At 67.2% G+C, this 21204-nt stretch carries 20 protein-coding genes and 1 tRNA gene; 7 read left to right on the plus strand and 14 right to left on the minus strand.

Annotated elements, in window-relative coordinates; genetic code table 11:
- Nucleotides 1–171 precede the first annotated feature (171 nt).
- Both CKJ84_RS11295 and CKJ84_RS11300 read left to right on the plus strand, forming a co-directional pair.
- The gene (locus CKJ84_RS11295) at nt 172–1101 is read left to right on the plus strand and encodes a DDE-type integrase/transposase/recombinase (RefSeq protein WP_095545992.1); all 930 of its coding nucleotides are present in this window, start codon (nt 172–174) and stop codon (nt 1099–1101) included.
- 254 nt (nt 1102–1355) lie between these two features.
- Entirely contained in the window at nt 1356–2582 is a 1227-nt protein-coding gene (locus CKJ84_RS11300; protein ID WP_095546097.1) for an IS1249 family transposase, read from the plus strand.
- Between the two features lie 211 nt (nt 2583–2793).
- On the opposite strand, the gene CKJ84_RS11305 is transcribed toward CKJ84_RS11300, so the two are convergent.
- Together CKJ84_RS11305 and CKJ84_RS11310 are read right to left on the minus strand one after the other, a co-directional pair.
- Nucleotides 2794–2875: transfer RNA gene (locus CKJ84_RS11305), tRNA-Tyr, on the minus strand.
- 80 nt (nt 2876–2955) lie between these two features.
- Nucleotides 2956–3972, minus strand: coding sequence for a polyprenyl synthetase family protein (locus CKJ84_RS11310; protein ID WP_095275093.1), 1017 nt, complete (start codon nt 3970–3972; stop codon nt 2956–2958).
- A gap of 158 nt (nt 3973–4130) precedes the next feature.
- On the opposite strand from CKJ84_RS11310, the gene CKJ84_RS11315 reads away from it, so the two are divergent.
- On the plus strand, nt 4131–5351 hold the full coding sequence (locus CKJ84_RS11315; protein WP_369801196.1) for a geranylgeranyl reductase family protein: 1221 nt from the start codon (nt 4131–4133) through the stop codon (nt 5349–5351).
- Between the two features lie 13 nt (nt 5352–5364).
- On the opposite strand, the gene CKJ84_RS11320 is transcribed toward CKJ84_RS11315, so the two are convergent.
- Entirely contained in the window at nt 5365–6054 is a 690-nt protein-coding gene (locus CKJ84_RS11320; RefSeq protein WP_095547017.1) for a demethylmenaquinone methyltransferase, read from the minus strand.
- 123 nt (nt 6055–6177) lie between these two features.
- Here CKJ84_RS11320 and CKJ84_RS11325 point away from each other — a divergent pair, with 123 nt between their 5' ends.
- From CKJ84_RS11325 to CKJ84_RS11335, 3 genes are read left to right on the plus strand one after another with little or no spacing between them, the layout of a single operon-like run.
- Complete coding sequence (locus tag CKJ84_RS11325) at nt 6178–7086, plus strand: metal ABC transporter substrate-binding protein (protein ID WP_095547018.1); 909 nt, start codon at nt 6178–6180, stop codon at nt 7084–7086.
- Nucleotides 7083–7823, plus strand: a complete 741-nt coding sequence (locus CKJ84_RS11330) for a metal ABC transporter ATP-binding protein (protein ID WP_095547019.1) — start codon at nt 7083–7085, stop codon at nt 7821–7823. The genes CKJ84_RS11325 and CKJ84_RS11330 overlap by 4 nt, the downstream gene beginning before the upstream one ends.
- Nucleotides 7820–8689 carry a metal ABC transporter permease gene (locus CKJ84_RS11335; RefSeq protein ID WP_369801194.1) on the plus strand — a complete coding sequence of 290 codons (870 nt, stop codon included), beginning with the start codon at nt 7820–7822 and terminating at the stop codon, nt 8687–8689. The genes CKJ84_RS11330 and CKJ84_RS11335 overlap by 4 nt, the downstream gene beginning before the upstream one ends.
- Here CKJ84_RS11335 and CKJ84_RS11340 read toward each other — a convergent pair.
- The 7 genes from CKJ84_RS11340 to CKJ84_RS11370 all read right to left on the minus strand — a co-directional run bounded on the left by CKJ84_RS11340 (nt 8595) and on the right by CKJ84_RS11370 (nt 15990).
- Nucleotides 8595–9311, minus strand: a complete 717-nt coding sequence (locus tag CKJ84_RS11340; RefSeq protein ID WP_095547021.1) for a metal-dependent transcriptional regulator — start codon at nt 9309–9311, stop codon at nt 8595–8597. The genes CKJ84_RS11335 and CKJ84_RS11340 overlap by 95 nt on opposite strands.
- A gap of 21 nt (nt 9312–9332) precedes the next feature.
- On the minus strand, nt 9333–10532 hold the full coding sequence (locus CKJ84_RS11345) for a glycosyltransferase family 1 protein (protein ID WP_095547022.1): 1200 nt from the start codon (nt 10530–10532) through the stop codon (nt 9333–9335).
- A gap of 63 nt (nt 10533–10595) precedes the next feature.
- Nucleotides 10596–11012: a DUF3592 domain-containing protein gene (locus CKJ84_RS11350; protein WP_369801197.1), complete on the minus strand. Its 417-nt coding sequence runs from the start codon at nt 11010–11012 to the stop codon at nt 10596–10598.
- On the minus strand, nt 11012–12640 hold the full coding sequence (gene menD, locus CKJ84_RS11355) for a 2-succinyl-5-enolpyruvyl-6-hydroxy-3-cyclohexene-1-carboxylic-acid synthase (RefSeq protein ID WP_095547024.1): 1629 nt from the start codon (nt 12638–12640) through the stop codon (nt 11012–11014). The genes CKJ84_RS11350 and menD overlap by 1 nt, the downstream gene beginning before the upstream one ends.
- Before the next feature lie 21 nt (nt 12641–12661).
- A complete protein-coding gene (locus CKJ84_RS11360; protein WP_095547025.1) occupies nt 12662–13237 on the minus strand; it encodes a hypothetical protein in 576 nt (191 codons plus the stop codon).
- A gap of 38 nt (nt 13238–13275) precedes the next feature.
- A complete protein-coding gene (locus CKJ84_RS11365; RefSeq protein WP_095537587.1) occupies nt 13276–14856 on the minus strand; it encodes a DASS family sodium-coupled anion symporter in 1581 nt (526 codons plus the stop codon).
- Between the two features lie 144 nt (nt 14857–15000).
- On the minus strand, nt 15001–15990 hold the full coding sequence (locus tag CKJ84_RS11370; RefSeq protein ID WP_233125693.1) for an o-succinylbenzoate synthase: 990 nt from the start codon (nt 15988–15990) through the stop codon (nt 15001–15003).
- A 60-nt stretch (nt 15991–16050) separates the two neighbouring features.
- Here CKJ84_RS11370 and CKJ84_RS11375 point away from each other — a divergent pair, with 60 nt between their 5' ends.
- On the plus strand, nt 16051–16983 hold the full coding sequence (locus tag CKJ84_RS11375; protein ID WP_095547027.1) for a 1,4-dihydroxy-2-naphthoyl-CoA synthase: 933 nt from the start codon (nt 16051–16053) through the stop codon (nt 16981–16983).
- A 106-nt stretch (nt 16984–17089) separates the two neighbouring features.
- On the opposite strand, the gene CKJ84_RS11380 is transcribed toward CKJ84_RS11375, so the two are convergent.
- The 4 genes from CKJ84_RS11380 to CKJ84_RS11400 form a co-directional block, all read right to left on the minus strand.
- On the minus strand, nt 17090–17719 hold the full coding sequence (locus tag CKJ84_RS11380; RefSeq protein ID WP_143340369.1) for a hypothetical protein: 630 nt from the start codon (nt 17717–17719) through the stop codon (nt 17090–17092).
- 981 nt (nt 17720–18700) lie between these two features.
- The gene (locus CKJ84_RS11390) at nt 18701–19411 is read right to left on the minus strand and encodes an ATP-binding cassette domain-containing protein (RefSeq protein WP_095547029.1); all 711 of its coding nucleotides are present in this window, start codon (nt 19409–19411) and stop codon (nt 18701–18703) included.
- Between the two features lie 75 nt (nt 19412–19486).
- Entirely contained in the window at nt 19487–20116 is a 630-nt protein-coding gene (locus CKJ84_RS11395; RefSeq protein ID WP_095275108.1) for a response regulator transcription factor, read from the minus strand.
- The gene (locus CKJ84_RS11400) at nt 20113–21201 is read right to left on the minus strand and encodes a sensor histidine kinase (protein WP_095547030.1); all 1089 of its coding nucleotides are present in this window, start codon (nt 21199–21201) and stop codon (nt 20113–20115) included. The genes CKJ84_RS11395 and CKJ84_RS11400 overlap by 4 nt, the downstream gene beginning before the upstream one ends.
- Nucleotides 21202–21204: the final 3 nt, after the last annotated feature.

The following is a 21204-nucleotide window of genomic DNA, read 5'->3' on the forward strand; positions in this document are numbered from 1 at the left end:
GGTGATGCATCGGGAAAAGCCCTCGTCCGTGATGGTGCATTGTCTATAGCTGCGAAAGCTGCACGTGGTCAGCGCCCCGAACACCACCACATCAGTATCGCCAAAGCATGCGCGCTTGCCGGGATCGCGCAGTCAACGTTTTATCACCACCAGGGCAAACACCAACGCAGTGTGGCAAAACGCAAGGCACGCCGCGACAAGTACAAAGTACTCATCCGCCAGGCAGTCGATGAGTGCGGGCAAAGCTACGGCTACCGGCGCATCCACGCGTGGCTTGTTCGCGGTGGGCATCGCATATCGGAAAAAATTGTGCGTGAGCTGATGGACACACTCGGCTGCCACCCACCAGCAAAAGCATCCACGAAGTACTCCTCATACACCGGCGAGACCGCGCACCGCCCGGCAAACCTGCTGCTCATTGGCGATAACGAGCGCCCTGCTAATGAGACACATACCCTTGCCCGCCCTGAGGTGGCGCACTCGCAGTATTTCACCCGGTATGCGCACAGTAAGGGGTTGACCCATGATTTTCACGCGGATCAACCTTGGCAGAAAATTGGTACCGATGTCAGCGAAATCCGCTGCAGTGACGGCAGGCTCTACTTGTCAGCAGCCATCGACTTCTTCGACGGGATGCCCATTGCTGTGACCATGTCACAAACGCCAAACCATGAGCTGGTTGCCGGGATGATTGAACGGATCGACGCGGTAAAACCTGCTGATGCGCAACCGATCCTGCACTCGGATCGTGGAGGGCTCTACCGCAGCACACGCTGGGTCAACCTGATTACCGACCACGCCCACAACATCACCGGGTGCAAGGCATGCGCCACAGGGGAATGGTGCCAGAGGCGGTGGCGATACATCCCGTCACTGTCACGGAAAGGCACAAGTGGTGATAACGCGCGCACCGAGGGGTTCTTCGGCACGATGAAACAAGAACTGCTCAAAGGCAGACCCGCCACCAAAAAGATGACGGTGGCACAAATGCGAGACTATATTGACAACTACATCGACTTCTACACCCACACCAGGCTGAAGTCGACGCTAGGCAACGGCTATGCCACCATCGCCGAACACCGCCAAGCACTTGGAGTCTAAACAACAACACACAAGCCCCCGGGGCACTCCAACAAAACATCCGCAGGCCCAAATCCCCGCACCCTCGTCATCCTGATCTCGTCAAACAGGGGTTAAGCGACAAAATGTGTGCTTTTTGAGCTATAGATTCCCGGTCTTACCTCCGGCTACGGCGGGAAAGTGCTCGTCGAATCGGGATTCCTGGCTTGCAACATGAAGGTCCACCACTCCAGCCATGAGATGTGCTACTGGCACTGGCTGTTAAACCAGCCTGCATGCCAACTCAACACAGAAAGAGAAAACACAACAGACCCCTGTGCCCGGCATGCCAGCACACCACCATAAAAATGGGCACCACCTCCAGCGGAACACAGCGATGGCGCTGCACACACTGCGGACACACCTTCACCAACCCCAACGCGGCAAAGACCAACGCATACCGGTTTGCCATCTTCATCGACTGGATTACCGGCCAGCGCCCCCTCGATGCTGTCGCTGCAGCCCACAACGTCTCCAGGCGCACACTTATCCGCTGGTTTACCTACTTCTGGTTCATCATCGTCCCGTGCAAACCAGACCCGTACCGCGTCTACGACCAACTTTTTATAGACGGCACCTACTTCCACAAAAAATGCCTGCTTGTCGCCGCAACCAGCGATCACGTCGTCGCCTGGCACTGGTGCACACGAGAAACCGCCTATGACTACGCCAAACTCTTCGACCTGATCGCCGAACCCCTCGTCGTCACCACAGACGGCTCCGGTGGCGCGCACAAAGCCATCAAACAATGCTGGCCAAACGCCTCTATCCAACGCTGCCTCGTCCACGTGCGACGCGACACCATCAAAGACACCACACGCCAACCAACACTGACCGCCCACAAAGCACTCCTTCGCCTCGGCAACCAACTGACCCACATCACCACCCGTGAACAGGCAATTGACTGGGCACTTCGCCTCAACCGTTTCCATGACCTCTACGGCGATTGGCTCAAAGACCGCACCTACCGCGACCAAGTCAGCGACAAAGAGATCCCAAAACACGTTCGCGACAACCAGCAATGGTGGTACACCCACCCCAGAGCCCGCAGAGCCTACCGCCGATTCGAACGCCTCTACCAACAAGGCCACCTCTTCGTCTGGCTCACCCCACCAAACGACACCGCAACCGGACTGAAAACCACCACAAACAGCCTGGAAGGTGGGGTCAACGCACAACTTAAACACCTTGCCCGAGCCCACCGCGGCACATTTGACGAACACCAACGAATCATCATGGACTGGTGGCTCTACCTGCACACCCAGCACCACGATGACCCGCTGGCACTAGCAATCGAGCAAAACTTCGGCCACGTCGGCTACGCACGCGCCCGCCAGGCACACATGCGCCAACGCGACCAAGCCAACTCACCCGACGGCCGGCCGAAAGTCTACGACACCGGCATCGACACCGACTTCAACCCCTCCTGGGCCATCCGACACGGCTGGGCAGGACGAACATAACCCCAGCACAACACACCCAAAAACCACCCATCCCACCCCCAAAAAAGCACACATTTTGTCGCTTAAGTCGACACGCCGAGAAAAGCACACATTTTGTCGCTTAACCCTCAAACAGGCCGTTCTCGTCATCCCGCCCAAGCCCGCCCAAGCCCCGCCCCCACGCACGAAAAACCCACCGCCCCGTACTCGCGTACGTGGTGGTGGGTGAGTGTGCCAGGTAGAAGATTCGAACTTCTGAAGGCAATGCCGGCGGATTTACAGTCCGCTCCCTTTGGCCGCTCGGGCAACCTGGCGTGCACCTTAAGTGCGTTGAATACTTTACAACACTACCGCCAGCCCTTTGCAAATCGGCTGGTCAGCAGCGCCAAAGGCGCTATCCCACGCGGTCGACGGTGTAGCGGGACAGCTGGCGCAGCGCGTCGTTGGCGGGCCCCGCCGGGAGCGTCTCGAGTTCGCGGTTGACGGCGGCGAGGTAGGCGTTGACGTCGTCAAGCGCTCGCTCCCGCCCGTTGGTCTGGCCGATCAACTGGAGCGCCCGCTGCACCTCCTCATCCGTCTGCAGCGGGCCCGTGAGCATCGCGCGCAGCTCGCGGCCCGCCTCCGAGTCCTCCTGCATGGCGTAGAGGACCGGGAGGGTGAACACGCCCTCGCGAAGGTCCGTGCCGGGGGTCTTGCCGGACTGCGCGGGGTCGGAGAAGATGTCGATGATGTCGTCCACGATCTGGAAGACCATGCCGACGGCGGCGCCGAGGCGCTGGCAGCTCGCCACCACCTCCTGGCTCGCGCCGGCGTGGGTGGCGCCCAGGTACGCGGCGGACGCGATAAGCACGCCCGTCTTGCCCTCGATCACCTTCATGTAATGCTCGACAGGGTCGCCGCCGCGCGCGCCGAGTGACTCCAGCATCTGCCCCGTGACCAGTTCCTGGAAGGTGTCGGCGAAGTGCGCGACCGTGGCGGTGTCGATCTCGCTCATGATGCGCGACGCGTGGGCGAACAGTACGTCGCCGGCCAGGATGGCCACGGTGTTGTCCCAGCGCGAGTTGGCCGAGTCGACGCCGCGGCGCCGCTCCGCCTCATCCATCACGTCGTCGTGGTAGAGGGTGGCCAGGTGGACCATCTCTGTAATGACGGCGGACTTCACCACGTTCTCCGACGCGGTGTCGGGCCCGAACTCGCTGCACAACAGCGCCATCAGCGGGCGGAAGCGCTTGCCCCCGGCCACGGCCAGGTGCGTGACCTTGTCCGTGATGAACTCCTCGCCCTGCGAGAGCCGCTCGAGCAGCACGCGTTCAACCTCGCCCATCCCCTGCGCAATGCGGGCGTTCAGGGCGTCGTCGCCGAGGTCCATGTCGTATCCATGGCGCGGCGACGGGTGGTTGATGTTGGCCATCGGTACCATCCTTGCAGGTTGGGCGAGACGGCCGCGGCGCCACCCGGTTCCCGGGCAGCGCTTTGCGGCGCACAATTATCGCACTCAACCGTAGTGCAAGCTGGCCACCGGGTGTACCAGCGGGGGCTGTCAACGCCTCTGGCACAATGTTGTCCGTGATGGATGTTGTTGATTGCGTTGTTGTTGGCGCTGGCCCCTCCGGCTCGATCGCGGCGATCGCCGCCCAGCGCGCGGGCCTGAGCACCCTGCTTCTCGACGCCCAACCGCACCGCCGCGACAAAACCTGCGGCGACGGCCTCACCCCGCGCGCCGTCCACACGCTGCGCACGCTCGGCCTCGAATCAGCACTCCCCGCCTACCGCAACCGCGGCCTTAAGCTCCACGGCTACGGCGGCAGCGTCACCGCACCCTGGCCCACCGGCCGCTACGGCACGCAAGGCTCCGCGAGCCCCCGCTCGCTTTTCGACGCCACCCTGGCCGACCAGGCCGCCGCCTCCGGAGCCACCGTCTGGCACGGCTGCGCGGCGACCGGGGCGGACTTCGACGCCCACGGCGCCATCACCGCCGTCCACACGGACCGTGGCCCGGTGCGCACCCGCTGGGTCATCGTTGCCGACGGGGTACGCTCCCCCTTTGGCAAGTCGCTCGGGCGGGCCTGGCACAAGGACCAGGTGTACGGGATTGCCGCGAGGTCCTACTGCACGACGTCGCTGAGCACCGAGCCCTGGATGCACTCGCACGTAGAGCTGCGCGACGACGCGGGCGAGATCCAGCCCGGCTACGGCTGGATCTTCCCGCTTGGCGACGGCACCGTAAACCTCGGCTGCGGCGCCCTGTCCACCCAGGCGCGCCCTGCGAAGGTGAACACGAAGAAGCTGCTCGCGCACTACGCCCGCCAGCAGCGCGACAACTGGGACCTGGGCGAGCCGCAACACGTGACCTCGGCGCTGCTGCCGATGGGAGGCGCGGTGTCCAACGTGGCGGGCCCGAACTGGGCGCTGATTGGCGACGCCGCCGCCTGCGTCAACCCCCTCAACGGCGAGGGCATCGACTACGGCATGGAAACGGCCGTAATGGCCGTGGAGCTCCTTGGCGAGGGCAAGGACCTCACCCTTGCGTGGCCGTACGCGCTGCGCCGCGCCTACGGCGACGCGTTCGCGCTCGCGCGCACCGCGGCGCTCCTGCTGACCTACCCGCAGTTCCTTCCCGCCGCCGGCCCGCTCGCGCTGCGAGGATTAGGCGGGCGCTACCTCATGCCGGCGGCGGCACGACTGATGGGCAACCTGGTCACCGAGGAAGACACGGACCTCATCGCACGCGCGTGGCGCGCCGCCGGGCGCCTCGCCCCACGTGGTGAGGCGCTGTGGGACCCACGCTAACGCGTGTGCGGGGCTAGGCAGGCTTCGTCGCGCTGTGCAGCGCCACAATGCCCGCGCTTAAATCCTGCCAGCCTGCGTCCTGCCAGCCATTACGGTTGATCGCTGCGGCAAGTGCCTCCTGATCCGGCCAGGCGCGGATGGACTCTGCCAGGTACTCGTAGGCCTCCGCATTGGAGGAAAAGACCTTGGCCAAAAGCGGCAGCGCGACCGGCAGGTACTCCTTGTACACGGTGCGGAAACCGGGCACGACCGGGGTGGAAAACTCGTTGACTACAAGGCGCCCACCCGGCTTGGTCACGCGCGCCATCTCGCGCAGCCCCGCCTCGAAGTCGTAGACGTTGCGAAGCCCGTAGGAGATGGTCACAGCGTCGAAGGTGGCATCCGCAAACGGCAGGTGCATCGCATCGCCCACCGCCTTGGGCACGTCGCGATCGCGGCCCGCGGCGAGCATGCCTTGGGAGAAGTCACAGGCCACCACCCAGGCACCCGACTTGGCCAGCTCAACGGTAGACACCGCGGTGCCGGCGGCGAGGTCAAGCACCTTCTCCCCCGGTTTGAGCTGGAGGCGCTTGCGCGTACGACGCCGCCAGTACTTATCCAGCCCAAAAGACAGGATGGTGTTGGTGATGTCGTACTTCTCGCCCACGCCGTCAAACATGCCGGCGACGTCGAAGGGCTTTTTCTCCAGATCTGCCTTGGCCATAGGAATGCATTGTACGGCTCCACCCCTCTTCAGTGGGTATTCGCCGGAACTCCTCTTGTAACTTCGATGCATCGAAGTTTATACTTCTATCCACCAAGACACATCGAAAGAGAAAGACACACTATGATCCGACGGGCACTCGGCGTCTGCGCCACCCTCCTCCTCGCCTGCGGCACGACAAGCTGCACAAACACCCCCTCCTCCGGCGATGAACCGGTCGTTTTGACCACTTTCACCGTCATCCAAGACATCGCCGCCAACGTCGCCGGCGAACACCTGCGAGTGGAATCCATCACCAAACCTGGTGCCGAGATCCACGGGTACGAGCCCACCCCGGGTGACATCGCCAAGGCCTCAGAGGCGGATCTCATCCTGGATAACGGTCTCAACCTGGAAAACTGGTTCGCCCAGTTCGTGGAAGAGACCGATGTGCCGCACACGGTCGTTTCCGAAGGCATCGACCCGATCGACATCACCGAGGACGCCTACGCCGGCAAACCCAACCCGCACGCCTGGATGAGCCCGAAAAATGTGCAGACCTACGTGGACAACATCGTCGACGCCTTCAGTGAGCTCGACCCGGAGCACGCCGAGCAGTACGCGGAAAACGGGGCGAGCTACAAGGCGCAGCTGCAGGAAATCCAGGACGAGATGACGCGCGAACTTTCGGCGCTCCCCGAGCAGCAGCGCGCGCTGGTGACCTGCGAGGGCGCGTTTTCCTACCTCGCCCGCGACGCCGGGCTGCAGGAGCAGTACATCTGGCCGGTCAACGCAGAAAACGAGGCGACCCCGCAGCAGATCGCCCGCACCATCGAGTTTGTCAAGCACAACGAGGTACCCGCCGTCTTCTGCGAGTCGACTGTCTCCAACGCGGCCATGCAGCAGGTTGTCGACGCCACGGGTTCCCAGCTCGGCGACACCCTCTACGTCGACTCCCTTTCACCCGAGGACGGCCCCGTGCCCACCTACCTGGACCTGATCAAGCACGACTCTTCCGCCATCATCGAGGGCCTTACGGGGCAGGCATCATGACGCCCGCGATCAGCGTCGAAGGCGTGACCGTACGCTACGGCGACGTCGAGGCCCTGCGCGAGGCCAGCGTCGCCATCGCCCCGGGCCGAGCCTGCGGGCTCGTCGGCATGAATGGCTCTGGCAAATCCACCCTGTTCAAGGCGATCATGGGCCTGGTCAAGCCCGACGCGGGCACAGTGCAGATCAACGGCGCGGACCCCGCCGCCGCTCGCAAGGCCCAGGTAGTCGCTTACGTCCCGCAGAGCGAAGAGGTGGACTGGCAGTTCCCGATCACCGTGCGCGAGGTCGTCATGACCGGCCGCTACGGCCACATGAGGTTGACGCGCCGCCCGCGCCGCCGCGACGAGGCCGCCGTCGATGAGGCCCTCGAGCGCACGCACCTGACCCGCTTCGCCGACCGCCAGATCGGCCAGCTTTCAGGGGGACAGAAGAAACGCGCCTTCGTCGCCCGCGGCATTGCGCAGGGCGCGAGCATTATGCTTCTCGACGAGCCGTTCGCGGGCGTCGATAAGCAATCCGAAGCGACAATCACCTCACTGCTGCGCGAACTCGTCGCCGACGGTGCCACGCTGTTCGTCTCCACGCACGACTTCGCCGCGCTACCCGCGCTCGCGGACGAATCCGTCCTGCTGCAAAAGCGCGTGCTCATGCACGCCCCAACCGAGGATGTGCTGCGGCCGGAGAACCTCGCACGCGCCTTCGGCATGACCCCGACGCAAACGGAGGCACACGCATGATGTCACTCTTGTTGGATCCACTGAACTACGGCTTCATGAGCCGGGCGCTGGCCACCGCGCTGACTGCTTCCATCGTCTGCGCGATGCTGTCCTGCTGGCTCGTGCTGGTGGGCTGGTCGCTGATGGGCGATGCGGTCTCCCACGCGGTCCTGCCAGGCGTGGTGCTCTCCTACATCGTGGGCGCGCCTTTCGCCGTGGGCGCCGTACTCTTCGGCTTCCTCGCGGTCGCCTTGATCGGCCTGGTACGCAACACCTCGCGGGTCAAAGAGGACGCCGCGATCGGCATCGTGTTTACCTCGCTCTTCTCCTTCGGGCTGGTGCTCATCTCGGTCACACCCTCGCACACGGATCTAAACCACATCATCTTTGGCAACCTTTTGGGCGTGTCCCGCGCGGAGATGCTGCAAGTAATCGGTCTTGCCGTGCTCGTGTTTGGCGCGCTGCTCATCAAGCGGCGGGATCTGACGCTCTACGCCTTCGACCCCATCCACGCGCACGCGATCGGGCTCAGCCCGCGCGCGCTCGGTGCCGGGTTGCTCGCCCTGCTCGCACTGACGACTGTGGTGGCGCTGCAGGTCGTGGGCGTAATCCTGGTTGTTGCCATGCTGATCATTCCCGGCGCGACGGCGTACCTGCTCACCGATTCCTTTGGGAAGATGCTGCTTATCGCACCTGCCATGGCCGCGGCCTGCGCGGTGGTGGGCCTGTACTGCAGCTACTACCTGGACACCGCCACGGGGGCGATGATGGTGCTCGCGCAGGCGTGCGTGTTTACGCTCGTGTATCTTTTTGGGCCGCGGGGGCTGGTGCGTGCCCGGGCGCGCTCACGTACACCGCGTCAGTCGCAGCACGCCCCAGCGGGATAATCACGCCGTCGGCCGCGTTTTGCACTTCCACTGCCCCGGAAAAGGGCGCGCCTTCGGCCACGTGGAGGTGCGAGCCGACGTTCAGGCCGTGGGCGTGCAGGAAGCGCAGCAGCTCCGGGTCATCGTCGGAAATTCGCTCGATGACTACGTCGCTGCCTGGTTCCACCGTGCTCAGGGTGACTGCGTCGGGGGCGTGTATCGAGCCATCGGCGGCGGGGATCGGGTCGCCGTGGGGGTCGCGCGTCGGGTGGTGCAGCAGCGCCGCCACCCGCTCCACTAAAAGGTCGGAGACGGCGTGCTCGAGCTGTTCGGCTTCATCGTGAACCTCGTCCCAGGAATAGTCGAGTACTTGCACCAGGAAAGTCTCGATCAGCCGGTGGCGACGCACCATCTGCACTGCGTATGCCCTCCCCTGCTCCGTCAGCTGCACGGAGCCGTAGCGTTTGTGCGAGACCAGCTCTTGGTCAGCCAGCTTGCGCACGGTGTCAGACACCGTCGACTGCTTCACACCCAGCGCCTTCGCGATCATCGAGGTGGTAGCGGGCTGGTCCGACCACTCTTCAAGCTCCCAGATCGCCTTGAGGTAATCCTGGGTGCTTGCAGACAGGTCCGAGACTGACATAGTGGGCCAGTCTACCCGGCTTTAAGCCCCGCGCGACTTGCGACGCCTCCCCGCCCACCGTGGCAGGGTGATGTCGCGCCCGAAGAGACTGACCACGTTGTTGCGGTAGCCCTTGCGTGCTTCCTCGTAGTAGCCCATCAGCTGCTCGCACAGGGCGTCCCAAGTCTTGTCCGCCACCGATTCGCGCGCGTTGCGTTTGAGTTCGGGCAAGCGGGCGTCGTCAAGCAGATAGCGCGCCGCGTCAGGAAGCTCCTCGCTGAAGGTCTCTACCTCCAGCAGCAGGCCGTTTTCCCCATCCTGGATCAGGTCGATGGGGCCACCAGCCTTCGGGCCAATGGTGGGTACGCCGGAGGCCTGCGCCTCCTGGATGGCCTGGCAGAAGGTCTCGAACTCGCCGGTGTGCACGAACAGGTCCAGCGACGCGTAGGCGCGCGCGAGCTGCTCGCCGGACAGCGCGCCGGTAAACACAGCGGAGGGCATGAGCTCCTGGAGCGCGTCGCGCTCCGGGCCGTCGCCCACGATCACGAGCTGGATGTCCGGGTCCTGCTCAAGCACGGCCAGGCGGCACACGCTCTTCTCGCTGGCCAGGCGGCCGACAAAGCCGACGACCTTCTTCGTGCCGGTGGGATCCCACTGGTAGCGCAGCATGTCGGAGCGCTTCGACGGGTTGAACAGCTCCGCGTTCACGCCGCGACCCCAGCGCTTCACGTTCTTGATGCCGTGCGACTCCAGCTCCCGGATCGCCTCCGATGACGGGGCGAGGTTGAGCTGGCAGCGGTTGTGGATGTTGCGGGTCCAGTCCCAGGCCAGCGCGGCCACGGCGGAAAGCTGGTATTTGGTGGCAAAGCCGGCCACGTCGGTCTGGTACAGGCCCACGGCCGGCACGCCGAGCTGCATCGCGGAGAACACGCCCGCGCCGCCGAGCACGAACGGGCTGGCCAGGTGAATGATGTCCGGCTCGAACTCCGCCAGCGCCGCGGTCACGGTGGTGGTGGGCACGCCGATGGGCAGCGAATCCACCAGCGGCACGCGCATCGTGGGCACGCGCACGATAGGAAAGCCCAGGTAGTCCGCGACCTCTTCCTGGAAGTCGCGAGCACCCGGCGCGACGACGAGCGCCTCGTGGCCCTCCGCCTTCAGGTACTCCAGGACGCGGAGTACCGAGTTGGTGACTCCGTTGATGTTCGGGAGGAATGATTCCGCGATAATTCCGACTCGCATACTTTCGAACCTTCCCATGTGCATGCAAACGAGACTCTACGAGTGATCAAACTTTGTTCTAACTCAACGTGAACGTTTGGGCGCTGATCGACGCACCCACGTCCACGCCAGCGCGAACACACCGGTGGCCACGACCGCCACCGAGCCCGCGGGGATGAGCGAGAGCACCCACCCGCGCCCCTCAACCTTCACCAGGTCCGGGTTGCTCTTGGCGTAGGTCACCCAGACCTGCTGCCCCTCCCCCAGCCCGGAGGGGTAAAGCAGCCCGCTCGGGGGCGAGAAGTGCCGCCCCTCCTCGTCTTGGTATTCCACAGAGGTGCGCACCGCGCTCACTCCGGTCACCGTGGCCATGCCGCGTCCGGGGTCGGCCATGATGCGGGCGTCGTTCATCGCTGCTCCCCCGACCATCGCCACCGCCCCCAGCAGCGCGGCCAGGTAGAGCGCCAGCAGCGCCTGCTGCCCGCGCCGCCACCAATTGATCACCGGGCGAGCCTCTGCGCCAGTGCCCGCCGGGTCGCCCGCGTCGTGTCGACCTCCACCACGGTGATCGGGTTCGGCTCCGCCTCGAGCCGGATCAGGGTCTGCAGGAGTTCCTGCAGGCTGCCGGCGTGCTCGTAGTCGGCGCCATATGCCTGGGCAAGCTTCTCGACGCCCACGTGATGCCCCGTCCCGAACACCCGCTCAAAGTCGCGCTCCACGCTCTCCGCCCCGGCCTCGAGCGTGTGGAAGATCCCGCCGCCGTCGTCGTTGGCCACCACGATGGTGAGGTTCCCGGGGCGCGGCTCGTCGGGGCCGATGAGCAGGCCGTTTACGTCGTGCAGGAAGGTCAGGTCGCCCATGAGGGCGACGGTGCGCGGGGCCCGGATCTCGTCGGGGTGCAGGGCCTGCGTCGCCAGGGCCACGCCGACGGCCTGGGAGACGGTGCCGTCGATACCCGCGGCCCCGCGCGCGGAGATGGTGGTCACGCCGTCGAAAGGCATGCCCACCATGCTCACGTCGCGCACCGGGTTGGAGGAGCCGACGACGAGCGTGTCGCCCACGCCGAGGGTGTCGCACACGGCGGCGGCGACGTGCATGCCGGTCAGCCCGAACTCGTCCTCGGTGAGTGCGTCGCGCACAGTCTGGGCGCCAACCTCGCCCGCGGCCTCGCAGATCTTGATCCAGGTGTCCGTGGACTGTCCGGTGGCGTTGACGCGGGAGCCGCGCCGGTCCGGGTGGCCGGTGAACGTGTCGGTGCGCGAGATGCCGATGACCTCGATGTCCGGGTCCGCCATGAGCGCCATGACGTCGCGGTGCAGGGTGGGGTGCCCCACCACGATGAGCTGATCCGGCTTGGTTTCCGCGGAGAAGTCGCCGCCGTCGTGAGAGATGGCGACCTCGCTCTTGGCAAAGAAGCGCGCCGCCAGCGGGTGCACCTGGTGGAAGGGGGCGGGCGCGGTCGGCTCCGCGATGGTGGGCACGTGCTCGAGGCCGGGGACGTCCCAGGCCTCGTCGCCCGCGATGACGAGGGTGTCGCGGGTCAGGTCCACGTCCACGGCGCCGTGGTCCACCCAGGTCGGCGGCGTGCTCAGGCGGCCCGGGCCGACCCGACGCGGCTCGCCCTCCGGCGCCGGGAGCGTGTCGGGCACGAGCGGGGTGTCCAGGGCGACGTTGATGTGGACCTGGTCCGCTGCGAAGGACACGGCGGCGGCGTCCGCCTCCGTGGCCACCTGCTGGGTGGCGGCGTAGCGGCCGAAGATGCCGTCTTGCCAAATGGTTTGCGATGCCCCCGTGCCCACCAGCCGGGCCGGGCGGTCCGCACTCACGACGGCCAGTGGGGTGTGCGACATGTGCGCCTCCACCATCGCGGGCAGCGCGTTCGCCACCGCTGTGCCCGAGGTCATGACGACGCCCACGTGCCGGCGTTGAACGCGCGCGAGGCCGAGCGCGGTGAAGGCGGCCGAGCGCTCGTCGATACGCATGTGCACGCGGAGGTCCCTGCGGGCCATGAGCGCATAGGCCAGGGGCGAATTGCGCGAACCCGGGCTCATGACCACGTCGGTGACGTTGTCAGCCAGGCGCTGGGCAATCACGCGGGCAACGGCAAGCGATTCAGGGAGCGTTTCCATGAGTGCCCAGTCTAGCGGTGGCTACTGGTTCTGAAGAATGTCGTCCGCGCCGCGGCGCAGCTCGTCTAGGAGGTCCTCTGCACCGGTGCGCACCTCGTCGGGGACCTGCACGTCGGGCGCCTCCGGGAGGTCGGGCAGCTCGGACTCCGTCGGCGCTGTCTGCGCTGTCGGCTCCGGCTCACGGGAATCCCTGTCGCGGTCGCCGAACAGCGACGGGCGCTTCGTGGTCGTCTCCGTCGATGTGACGGTCTCGGTCTGCGTGTTGGTCACGGTCACCGGCGGCTTCGAGGCCTCTGCGGACGCGCCGCGCCAAAGGAAGAAGAACACCACGCCCGCCGCCAGCGCAATGGCGAGCAGCACGCCCAGCACCATGGCGAGTGTGTTGGAGCGCTCCTCCGGCTCCTCGTAGTAGCGCGGCTCGGGCTCCGGCGGCGCCGGCTGGGTGTACTGCGGCTGCTCGTAACGGGGTTGCTCGTAGCGCGGGGGCTCCTGGTAGCGCGAGCGTTCCTGTTCAGCAGGGTCGGGGAAGTACTGCTTGGGGCGGGGACGGTGCGGTGGTTCCTCCGGAACGCCAAACTGGCGCGTCTGGTTATCCATGCGGATAGCCTAACGCGCCAGTGACAGCAGGGCGGTATCTAGAGCACTAACCCGAACACGGGGACGGCGAGGAAGTAGGTGGCCAGGGCGATAAGGACCAGCGCGATCGCGTTGAGCCAGATGCCGCCCTTGATCATCTCGCCCATGGTGACGTAGCCCGAGGAGTACGCGATGGCGTTCGGCGGGGTGGCCACCGGGAGCATGAACGCGCAGGTGGCGGACAGCGCCACGGGGATGGCGAGGATGAGGACGTTCATCTCGCTGGCGTCAGTAAGCCCGATGCCCACTGCCACACCACCCATGATGGGCAGGAACGTCGCTGCTGTTGCGGTGTTGGAGGTCAGCTCCGTCAGACCGAGCACGAGGGCGGCGATGGCGAAGATGAGCAGGAAGACCGGCAGGACGGCCAGGCCCTTGGCGGCCTCGCCGATCCAGAGCGACAGGCCCGTGGCGGTGAACATGGCGGAGAGCGACAGCCCGCCGCCGAAGAGGAGGAGGACGTCCCACGGCATCTCGTTCGCCGTCTCCCAGTCAAGCAGGCGCTTGCCGTTTTTCTTGCCCGGGATGATGAACATGAGCAGGCCGGCGATGATGCCCACGATGGCGTCGTCGTACGGGAAGTCCCAGCCGAACTGCTTGATGCCCAGCGGGATGAAGATCCAGGCCAGCGCCGCGAGGAGGAAGATGATGCCCGCGGCAATCTGCGGGAAGGTCCACGGACCGAGCTTGCGGATCTCCGCCTCGATGAGCTCCTTGCCGCCCGGAATGTGGTCAATCTCCGGCTTGAACACGGTGATGAGCACCCACCAAGCGATGAAGGTGAACGCGATGGCCACCGGCATGCCAACCAGCATCCACTGACCGAAGCCGATGGTGATGCCGTGCGCCTCCTTCATGTAGCCCTGCAGCAGCGCGTTCGGCGGGGTGCCGATGAGCGTGCCGAGTGAGCCTATCGACGCCGAGTACGCGATCGCCAGCATCAGCGCGGTCCCGAACTTCTTCTGGTTCTGCATGCCGCCCACGGTGTCCGCGGTGAGCATGAGCACGGAGGTGCCGATGGGCAGCATGACCACGGCGGTCGCGGTGTTGGAAACCCACATGGACATGAAGCCCGTGGCGATCATGAAGCCCAGGATGATGCGCTTCGGGCTCGTCCCCACCAGCTTGACCACCACGAGCGCGAGGCGCCGGTGCAGGTTCCAGCGCTGCAGGCCCAGCGCCATGAGGAAGCCGCCCATGAACAGGAAGATGGTGGCGGAGGCGTACGGGGACGACACCTTGGAAAACTCGGCCACCCCCATGACGGGAAAGATGGCGATGGGCAGCAGCGCGGTCGCGGCCAACGGGATCGCCTCCGTCATCCACCACACCGCCATGAGCACCGTGGTGGCGGCGACGACGCGCATCGCCTGCGCGGTGTACTCCACGTCTGGCTTCGCACCTGCGGATTGCGACACCGTGTCCGGGGCGCTCGCGGGGAAAATGAACCAGATGAGCGCCGCGAGTGCGACGCCGAGGATCAGGCCGATCAGCTGGCGGCGCCACTCGCCTGGTTCTGGGGCTTTGGCGAGATCGCCATCCGACAGCGCGGATGAGTCATGCACAACGGGGGTAGACATTGCCCCACCTACTTTCCAACGTGTTCAGTACTGTTTCCACAGCATGATTGGTATTCTTTTTCACAATCACCTGTAAAAAAGTTTAGTGCACCGGGTGGAAAACCGGACATTCCGTTGGCCTTCCGTAGGGCCCTCCCGGGCACACTACCCCCGTATGTAGGGGAGGCAGTCGCGCACCCGTTGGAACCACCAGTTTTCGCGTTCGACGCCCGCACGCAGGCCGTGGAGCCGCTCCGGATCGGGCACGGTGCGGCTGATGCGGAGGCGGCCGCCCACAATCTCGCGCGGCGCCGCCACGTCCTCCGCGAACAGGTTTTGGGTGGCCAGGCCCGCCGCGCGTGAGCCCGTGAGCTGCGCGGCGACCAGCCCAGCGTCCATGCCCACCGCAGTGTCCAGCGCGCTGGCCACGGTCACGCCCAGGCCCAGCTCGCGCGAGATCCGCACCAGCGGGCGCACCCCGCCCAGCGGGGCGACCTTGCACACGGCGACGTCCGCCGCGCCCAGCTCGGCGACGCGGTAGGGGTCGCTCGCCTTGCGGATCGACTCGTCCGCGGCGATCGGAGAGGCGACGCGGCGGCGCACCTCCGCGAGCTCCTCGGCGCTGACACAGGGCTGCTCCACGTACTCGAGCTCGGCCACGCGCTCGAGCGCGGCGATCGCCTCGCAGGCCTCGTCCACGCTCCAGGCCCGGTTGGCGTCCACGCGCAGGCGCGCGTCGGGGCGGAGGGTGTGGACGCGGGCGAGGCGGGCGGTGTCGTCGGCAAGCGACTGCCCCTTCTCCGCGACCTTGACCTTGAACGTGTTGATCCCCTCCGGGTAGCGGGCAAGCACGCGCTCGACCTGGTCGGCGGGCACGGCGGGAACGGTGCCGTTGACCTCGACCTCGCCCTCAGCTGCGGGGAGGCCCTCGAAGGCGGCTTCGATCCCGGCGCGCAGCCACGCTGCGGACTCCTCCGGCCCGTACTCGAGGAAGGGCGCGAACTCGCCCCAGCCAGCGGGGCCGTCGATGAGCAGGGCCTCGCGGGTGGTGATACCGCGGAATCGCACGGCCATGGGCAGCGTCACGACGTGCGCGCGCTGCAGGATCTCGTCGGCGGTGGGCAGCAAACTGTTCTCCCTTCCGTACATCGTCATGTTCTTGCTACTGTAATTTGCCTGCGGGAGTGCACGCGCAGGTAGGTAGGATGCAGTCCCATGAGTTACTCCACCGCCCAGCCGTTCGACCCCGCCCAGTGGCGCAGCGTCGAGGGCTTCGACTTCACCGACATCACCTACCACCGCCACGTCGGCGAGTCCCGCGCCGACGGAATCGTGCGCATCGCGTTTGACCGCCCGGAAGTGCGCAACGCGTTCCGGCCGCACACAGTTGACGAGCTCTACCAAGCACTCGACCACGCCCGCCGCTCACCTGACGTCGGTGTGGTGCTGCTCACCGGCAACGGCCCCTCCGAAAAGGACGGCGGCTGGGCGTTCTGCTCGGGCGGCGACCAACGCATCCGCGGTCGTTCCGGATACCAGTACGCCGGCGGCGACACGGCCGAGACCGTCGACACCGCGCGAGTGAAGGCAGAGGGCGGGCGCCTGCACATCCTGGAGGTCCAGCGCCTGATCCGCACGATGCCCAAGGTGGTCATCGCGGTGGTGGGCGGCTGGGCGGCCGGCGGCGGGCACTCGCTGCACGTGGTCTGCGACCTCACCATCGCCTCGCGCGAGGAGGCCCGCTTCAAGCAGACCGACGCGGACGTCGGCTCCTTCGACGCCGGCTACGGCTCGGCCTACCTGGCCAAGATGGTGGGCCAGAAGTTTGCCCGTGAGATCTTCTTCCTCGGCCGTACCTACTCCGCCGAGGACATGCAGCGCATGGGCGCGGTGAACATCGTGGCTTCGCATGAAGCCCTGGAAGATGAGGCTATCCAGGCCGCGCGCGAGATCAACGGCAAGTCCCCCACCGCGCAGCGCATGCTCAAATTCGCGTTCAACCTCACCGACGACGGGCTCATGGGACAGCAGGTCTTCGCCGGCGAGGCGACTCGCCTGGCGTACATGACCGACGAGGCCGTCGAGGGCCGCGACTCCTTCTTGGAGAAGCGCCCGCCGCGTTGGGACGAGTTCCCGTTTTACTACTAGGGGCGCTTTGCTGCTCGTTGCTGGCTAGACGGCGCTGCCGCCCCAGATGACGAGATGAGGATGACGAGGACGCGGAGAAATCAACGAGTTCGTCGCCCCCTTCTCGTCATCCAGCCGAGTCACGCCGAGCGGGACCCGCCAACGCCCTCCCCGCCGCAGCCCACGCCCCCGTCGCCAGCAGCACCCCACCGCCCAGCGCCACCGCCGCGCGCAGCGGGGTCGTCGCGGTCTCCGCCCAGGCCGGCACGGCGAGCACCCACAACCAGCTGCCCGCTAGTACGTCGCCACCAATCGTCACGGACAACACGGTCCACACCAGCGTCGCCGCGAGCGTCCACGCGACGCCGAACCGCACAGTAATATGCAGCGCGGTCAGCGCGAGCGTACTCGTCGTCAGCAGTGCGATAGCACACCCAACTCCCCCAACCCCGCTGGTCAGCGCCCCGAACACCACCACGAGCGCGACCACGCCGCACGTCCACACCCGCAGCGCGGCGCCCACGCCCGGGTGCTCGACTCGCATGAGCTGCCACGCGGGCCGCAGCCTCGGCCACACCAGGGTGGGCAGCACCCCCGCGCCGACCGGCAGAATGAGGTAGGTCTCCAGCGCGCGCCGCACATCGACGGGGTAGCGCATCGCCACCAGCATCACCAGCGCGGTGAGCAGGAGCAGCACGCTTAGCGACGCCACCCGCCCCGCCCCATACACACCCCGCAGCGCCGCAACGAATCCCAAGCGACCCTGCTCCACCCGCCGGCCCCCCTCCTACACCCCCACGCCCCGCCGGTCACCCCCCCGCCGCCGGGCAACACCCCAGCCCCCCCCCCCGCGGTCGCCCGCGCCCCCCCCCCCCCCGCCCCCCCGCGCCCCCCCCCCCCCGCCCCCCGCGCCCCCCCCCCCCGCCACCCCCCCCCCGGCCCCCCCCCCGCCGCGGAGCGCACACCGCGCGGGCCGCGCCGCGCCCCCGCCGCCGCCGCCGGCGGGCCCGCCGGGGCCGGCGCTCCCGGCGCGGCTCCGTCCACACCGCGCACGCCGCACCGAAGGCGGCAAGCAAAAGGCACAGCGCGAGCGGCGCCCACGGCGACTGCCGGTCCAGGGCCGAGCCGGGTTCCAACGGCAGCAGGTTGAATTGCAGCCCCATGAGCGGAAGCTCGAGACGCAGCGGCCAGGCGGCGGGGTTGGCCCACCACCAGGCGCGGTCGCAGAAGTAGCCGAGCTCGACCTGGTACGCCATCGCCGCCACCAATGTGGGTAGCATCCCGACCCGACGCACCAGCGCGGCGGCCACGCCCGCCACACCGCACATGCCGATCCAGGCGGCAGCGCCGACGGCGAGCACCTCGTCCGCACCGTCGAGCCTAAAAACGACTGCGGCCAGCCAGTTCACGCCAAAGTCCGCGAGGCAGAACGCACCGAGCGCGACCCACACCACAGCGAGGCGGGCTGCCCGCACGCGGCGGGGGTCCACCGGCCGCCAGTCGGTCCCGCCCGAGCGCGACACACGCTCGCGGGTCTCAGCTACTCCGGCGAACAGGGCCGCAATGGGTGCTGCGAGGGCGGTGACGAGGATCCCCTGCCAGTTCATCAGGTCGCGTGCCGTCTCTACCCGGCCGACGAGCGAGAACGCCGCGAACACGCACCCGACCAGCAGGCCCGCCCCGGCGAGCCACCACAGGGTCGAGCCGCGCGAGCGGATCCATTCAGCGTGCAGGTAATTCACTGCGCTCCCCCGTTCCCGCCGGTGGTGAGCCGGAAGAAGGACTCCTCCAGGTTCGGCCCCAGCTGCGCAAGCTGACCGGCGAAGCGCACGCTGCCGCCGGCGATGACGGTGGCGTCATCAGCCATGTGCACGACCTCGCCAAGCTGGTGGGAGCTGACCAGCACAGTGCGCCCCGCGGAGGCGTATTCGCGCAGATACGCGCGCAGGTGGGCGATGCCCTCGGGGTCGAGTCCGTTCTGGGGTTCGTCGAGAATGAGCACCTCGGGCTCGCCGAGCAGGGCCTGCGCGAGCGCCAACCGGCCCTTCATGCCGGTGGAAAACGCGCCCGCTTTCTTCTTGCCCGCGTCCTGGAGCCCCACGAGTTGGAGGACGCGATCCACCTCGGAATCCGGCAGGCCGAGCAGCGTGGCGTGCACGCGCAAGTTGTTGCGGGCGCTTAGGTGGCTATAGAAGGCGGGGTCGTTGATAGAGGCGCCTACGTGGCGCAGATTCGCCCGCGCAAAGGGCTGACCCATGAGCGTGACCTCGCCGGCCTCTGGAACAAGGAGCCCGAGCAGGACCTTCATGAGTGTGGACTTGCCAGCCCCGTTGGGCCCGAGCAGCGCGTGGACGCGGCCGGGGGTGGTGTGCAGGGAGACGTCGGTGAGCACGCGGTTGGCGCCGTAAGACACGGTTACGCCCTCGCAGGCCAGCTGTGGTGAAGTCATACCCCAATCCTCGCCACCAGCCCGGCGCGCCACATCGCCCCGCGGGCGGAACTGCGCTCCTCCCGTGGGAGGAGATCAGGAGATCCCGGCGCGCTGCGCGATGAGCACGAGCGCGATCCGGTCGCGCGCGCCCAGCTTGGACAGCAGGCTGGACACGTGCGTTTTCACGGTGGTTTCGGCGATGAAGAGCCGCTGCGCGATCTCGGCGTTGGTGGCCCCGCGGCCGACCTCGGCGAGCACGTCCAGCTCGCGCGCCGTGAGCCCCTCGAGCACCGACCGGTCCTGCGGGGTGCCGCCACGCACCCACTCCATGACGCGCCCCGTCACCCCGCTGGCCAGGACGGACTCGCCGCGCGCGACGGTGCGCACCGCGTCCGCGAGCACGTCCGGGTCCGCGTCCTTGAGCAGGAAGCCGTGGACGCCGGCGTCGATGGCGGACTGGATTAAGGCGTCGTCGTCAAACGTGGTGAGCATGATCACCCGCGCGCCGAGCGGGAGGATCTGCGCGGCGGCGGCGATGCCGTCGAGCACCGGCATGCGGATGTCCAGCACCGCCACGTCGATGCGGTGCGCCCGCGCCCGCTCCACCGCCTGCGCCCCGTCCTTCGCGGTGGCCACGACCTCCAAGTCCGGCTGCGCCGCGAGGATGGTGGACAGGGCGGAAAGGAGGAGCGGTTGGTCGTCGGCAAGCAAAATGCGAATCATCGGCCCAGCTCCGCGCGCACGATAAAGGTGTCCCCGCGCTGCTCGGTCGACAGCGTGCCGCCCGCGCTGGCGGCGCGCTCGCGACAGCCCTCCAGTCCGGTGCCCGCGCCGGGGCGGGGGCGGATCGGCCCGGTCGACGCGACGGTCACGGCGAGCCGGTCTGCCGCCTCCACCCGCACGCGCACGTCCGGGTCCTCCTGGTGGCGCGCGGCGTTGGCCACGGCCTCGGCGACGATGCGGTGGGCGGCCAGGCTGCTCACGGCGGGCACCTGCGGCAGCGCGCCGCCCTCGTACCTGACGCGCACCCCCGCGTCCCGGAAGCGCCGCACCAGCTCAGGCAGCTCCTCCGCACCCGCAGTTGGCTCCACCCCGCTGCCACCGTCGCGCAGGCCGCGCACGAGCCGGCGGATGTCCGTGAGCGCCTCGCCCGCCTCCGCGCTGATCTGTTTCAGCGCCGCGCGCTCGTCGCCGGCCGCGAGCCCCGCATTCGCCTGCACCCGGATCAGCGTGAGCGTGTGCCCGAGCAGGTCGTGAATGTCGCCGGCGATGGCTAGCCGCTCCTGCTCGCGCGCCACGCGCAGCCGCTCGCGCCTTCCTGCCTCCTCCCGCGCCAGGTTCGCGCCCAGCAGGTACGCCACGGCGAGCACCGCCCAGTGCGCAGCGAGCGCGAGTACCGCGTCCACCCCTGAGCGGTAGAACAGGACGAAGCGCTCGTCCCACGTCCACATAAACGGCGAGGCCAGCGCCCACACCATCGCCGCGGCAAGCACACCCGCGCCGAAGCGCCCGCCCACGAACCTGCGCGCCACGAACACCGCCACGGGCACCGCCAGCACCCAGAGGGTGTAGCCCAGGTTGATCGGCGCAAGGATCCACACCGCGGACCAGGCTGCATTCAGGGCAATCATGCTTATCGACGCCCACTTCGCCCGCAAAGTCACCACCCCGAACGCCGCCACGAACCCCCAGGACAACAGGGCCTGCACCCACCCGAACGCGTCACTCGGGTCCGCGCACGCGCCGGCGGTGTACACCAGCGCCAGCACCGCAGCGAGGCCGGCGAGGACCAGGTCGACCGTACGCATCCT

It is taken from the genome of Corynebacterium sp. NML 120412 (assembly GCF_002285155.1).
Taxonomy (GTDB): domain Bacteria; phylum Actinomycetota; class Actinomycetes; order Mycobacteriales; family Mycobacteriaceae; genus Corynebacterium; species Corynebacterium gottingense.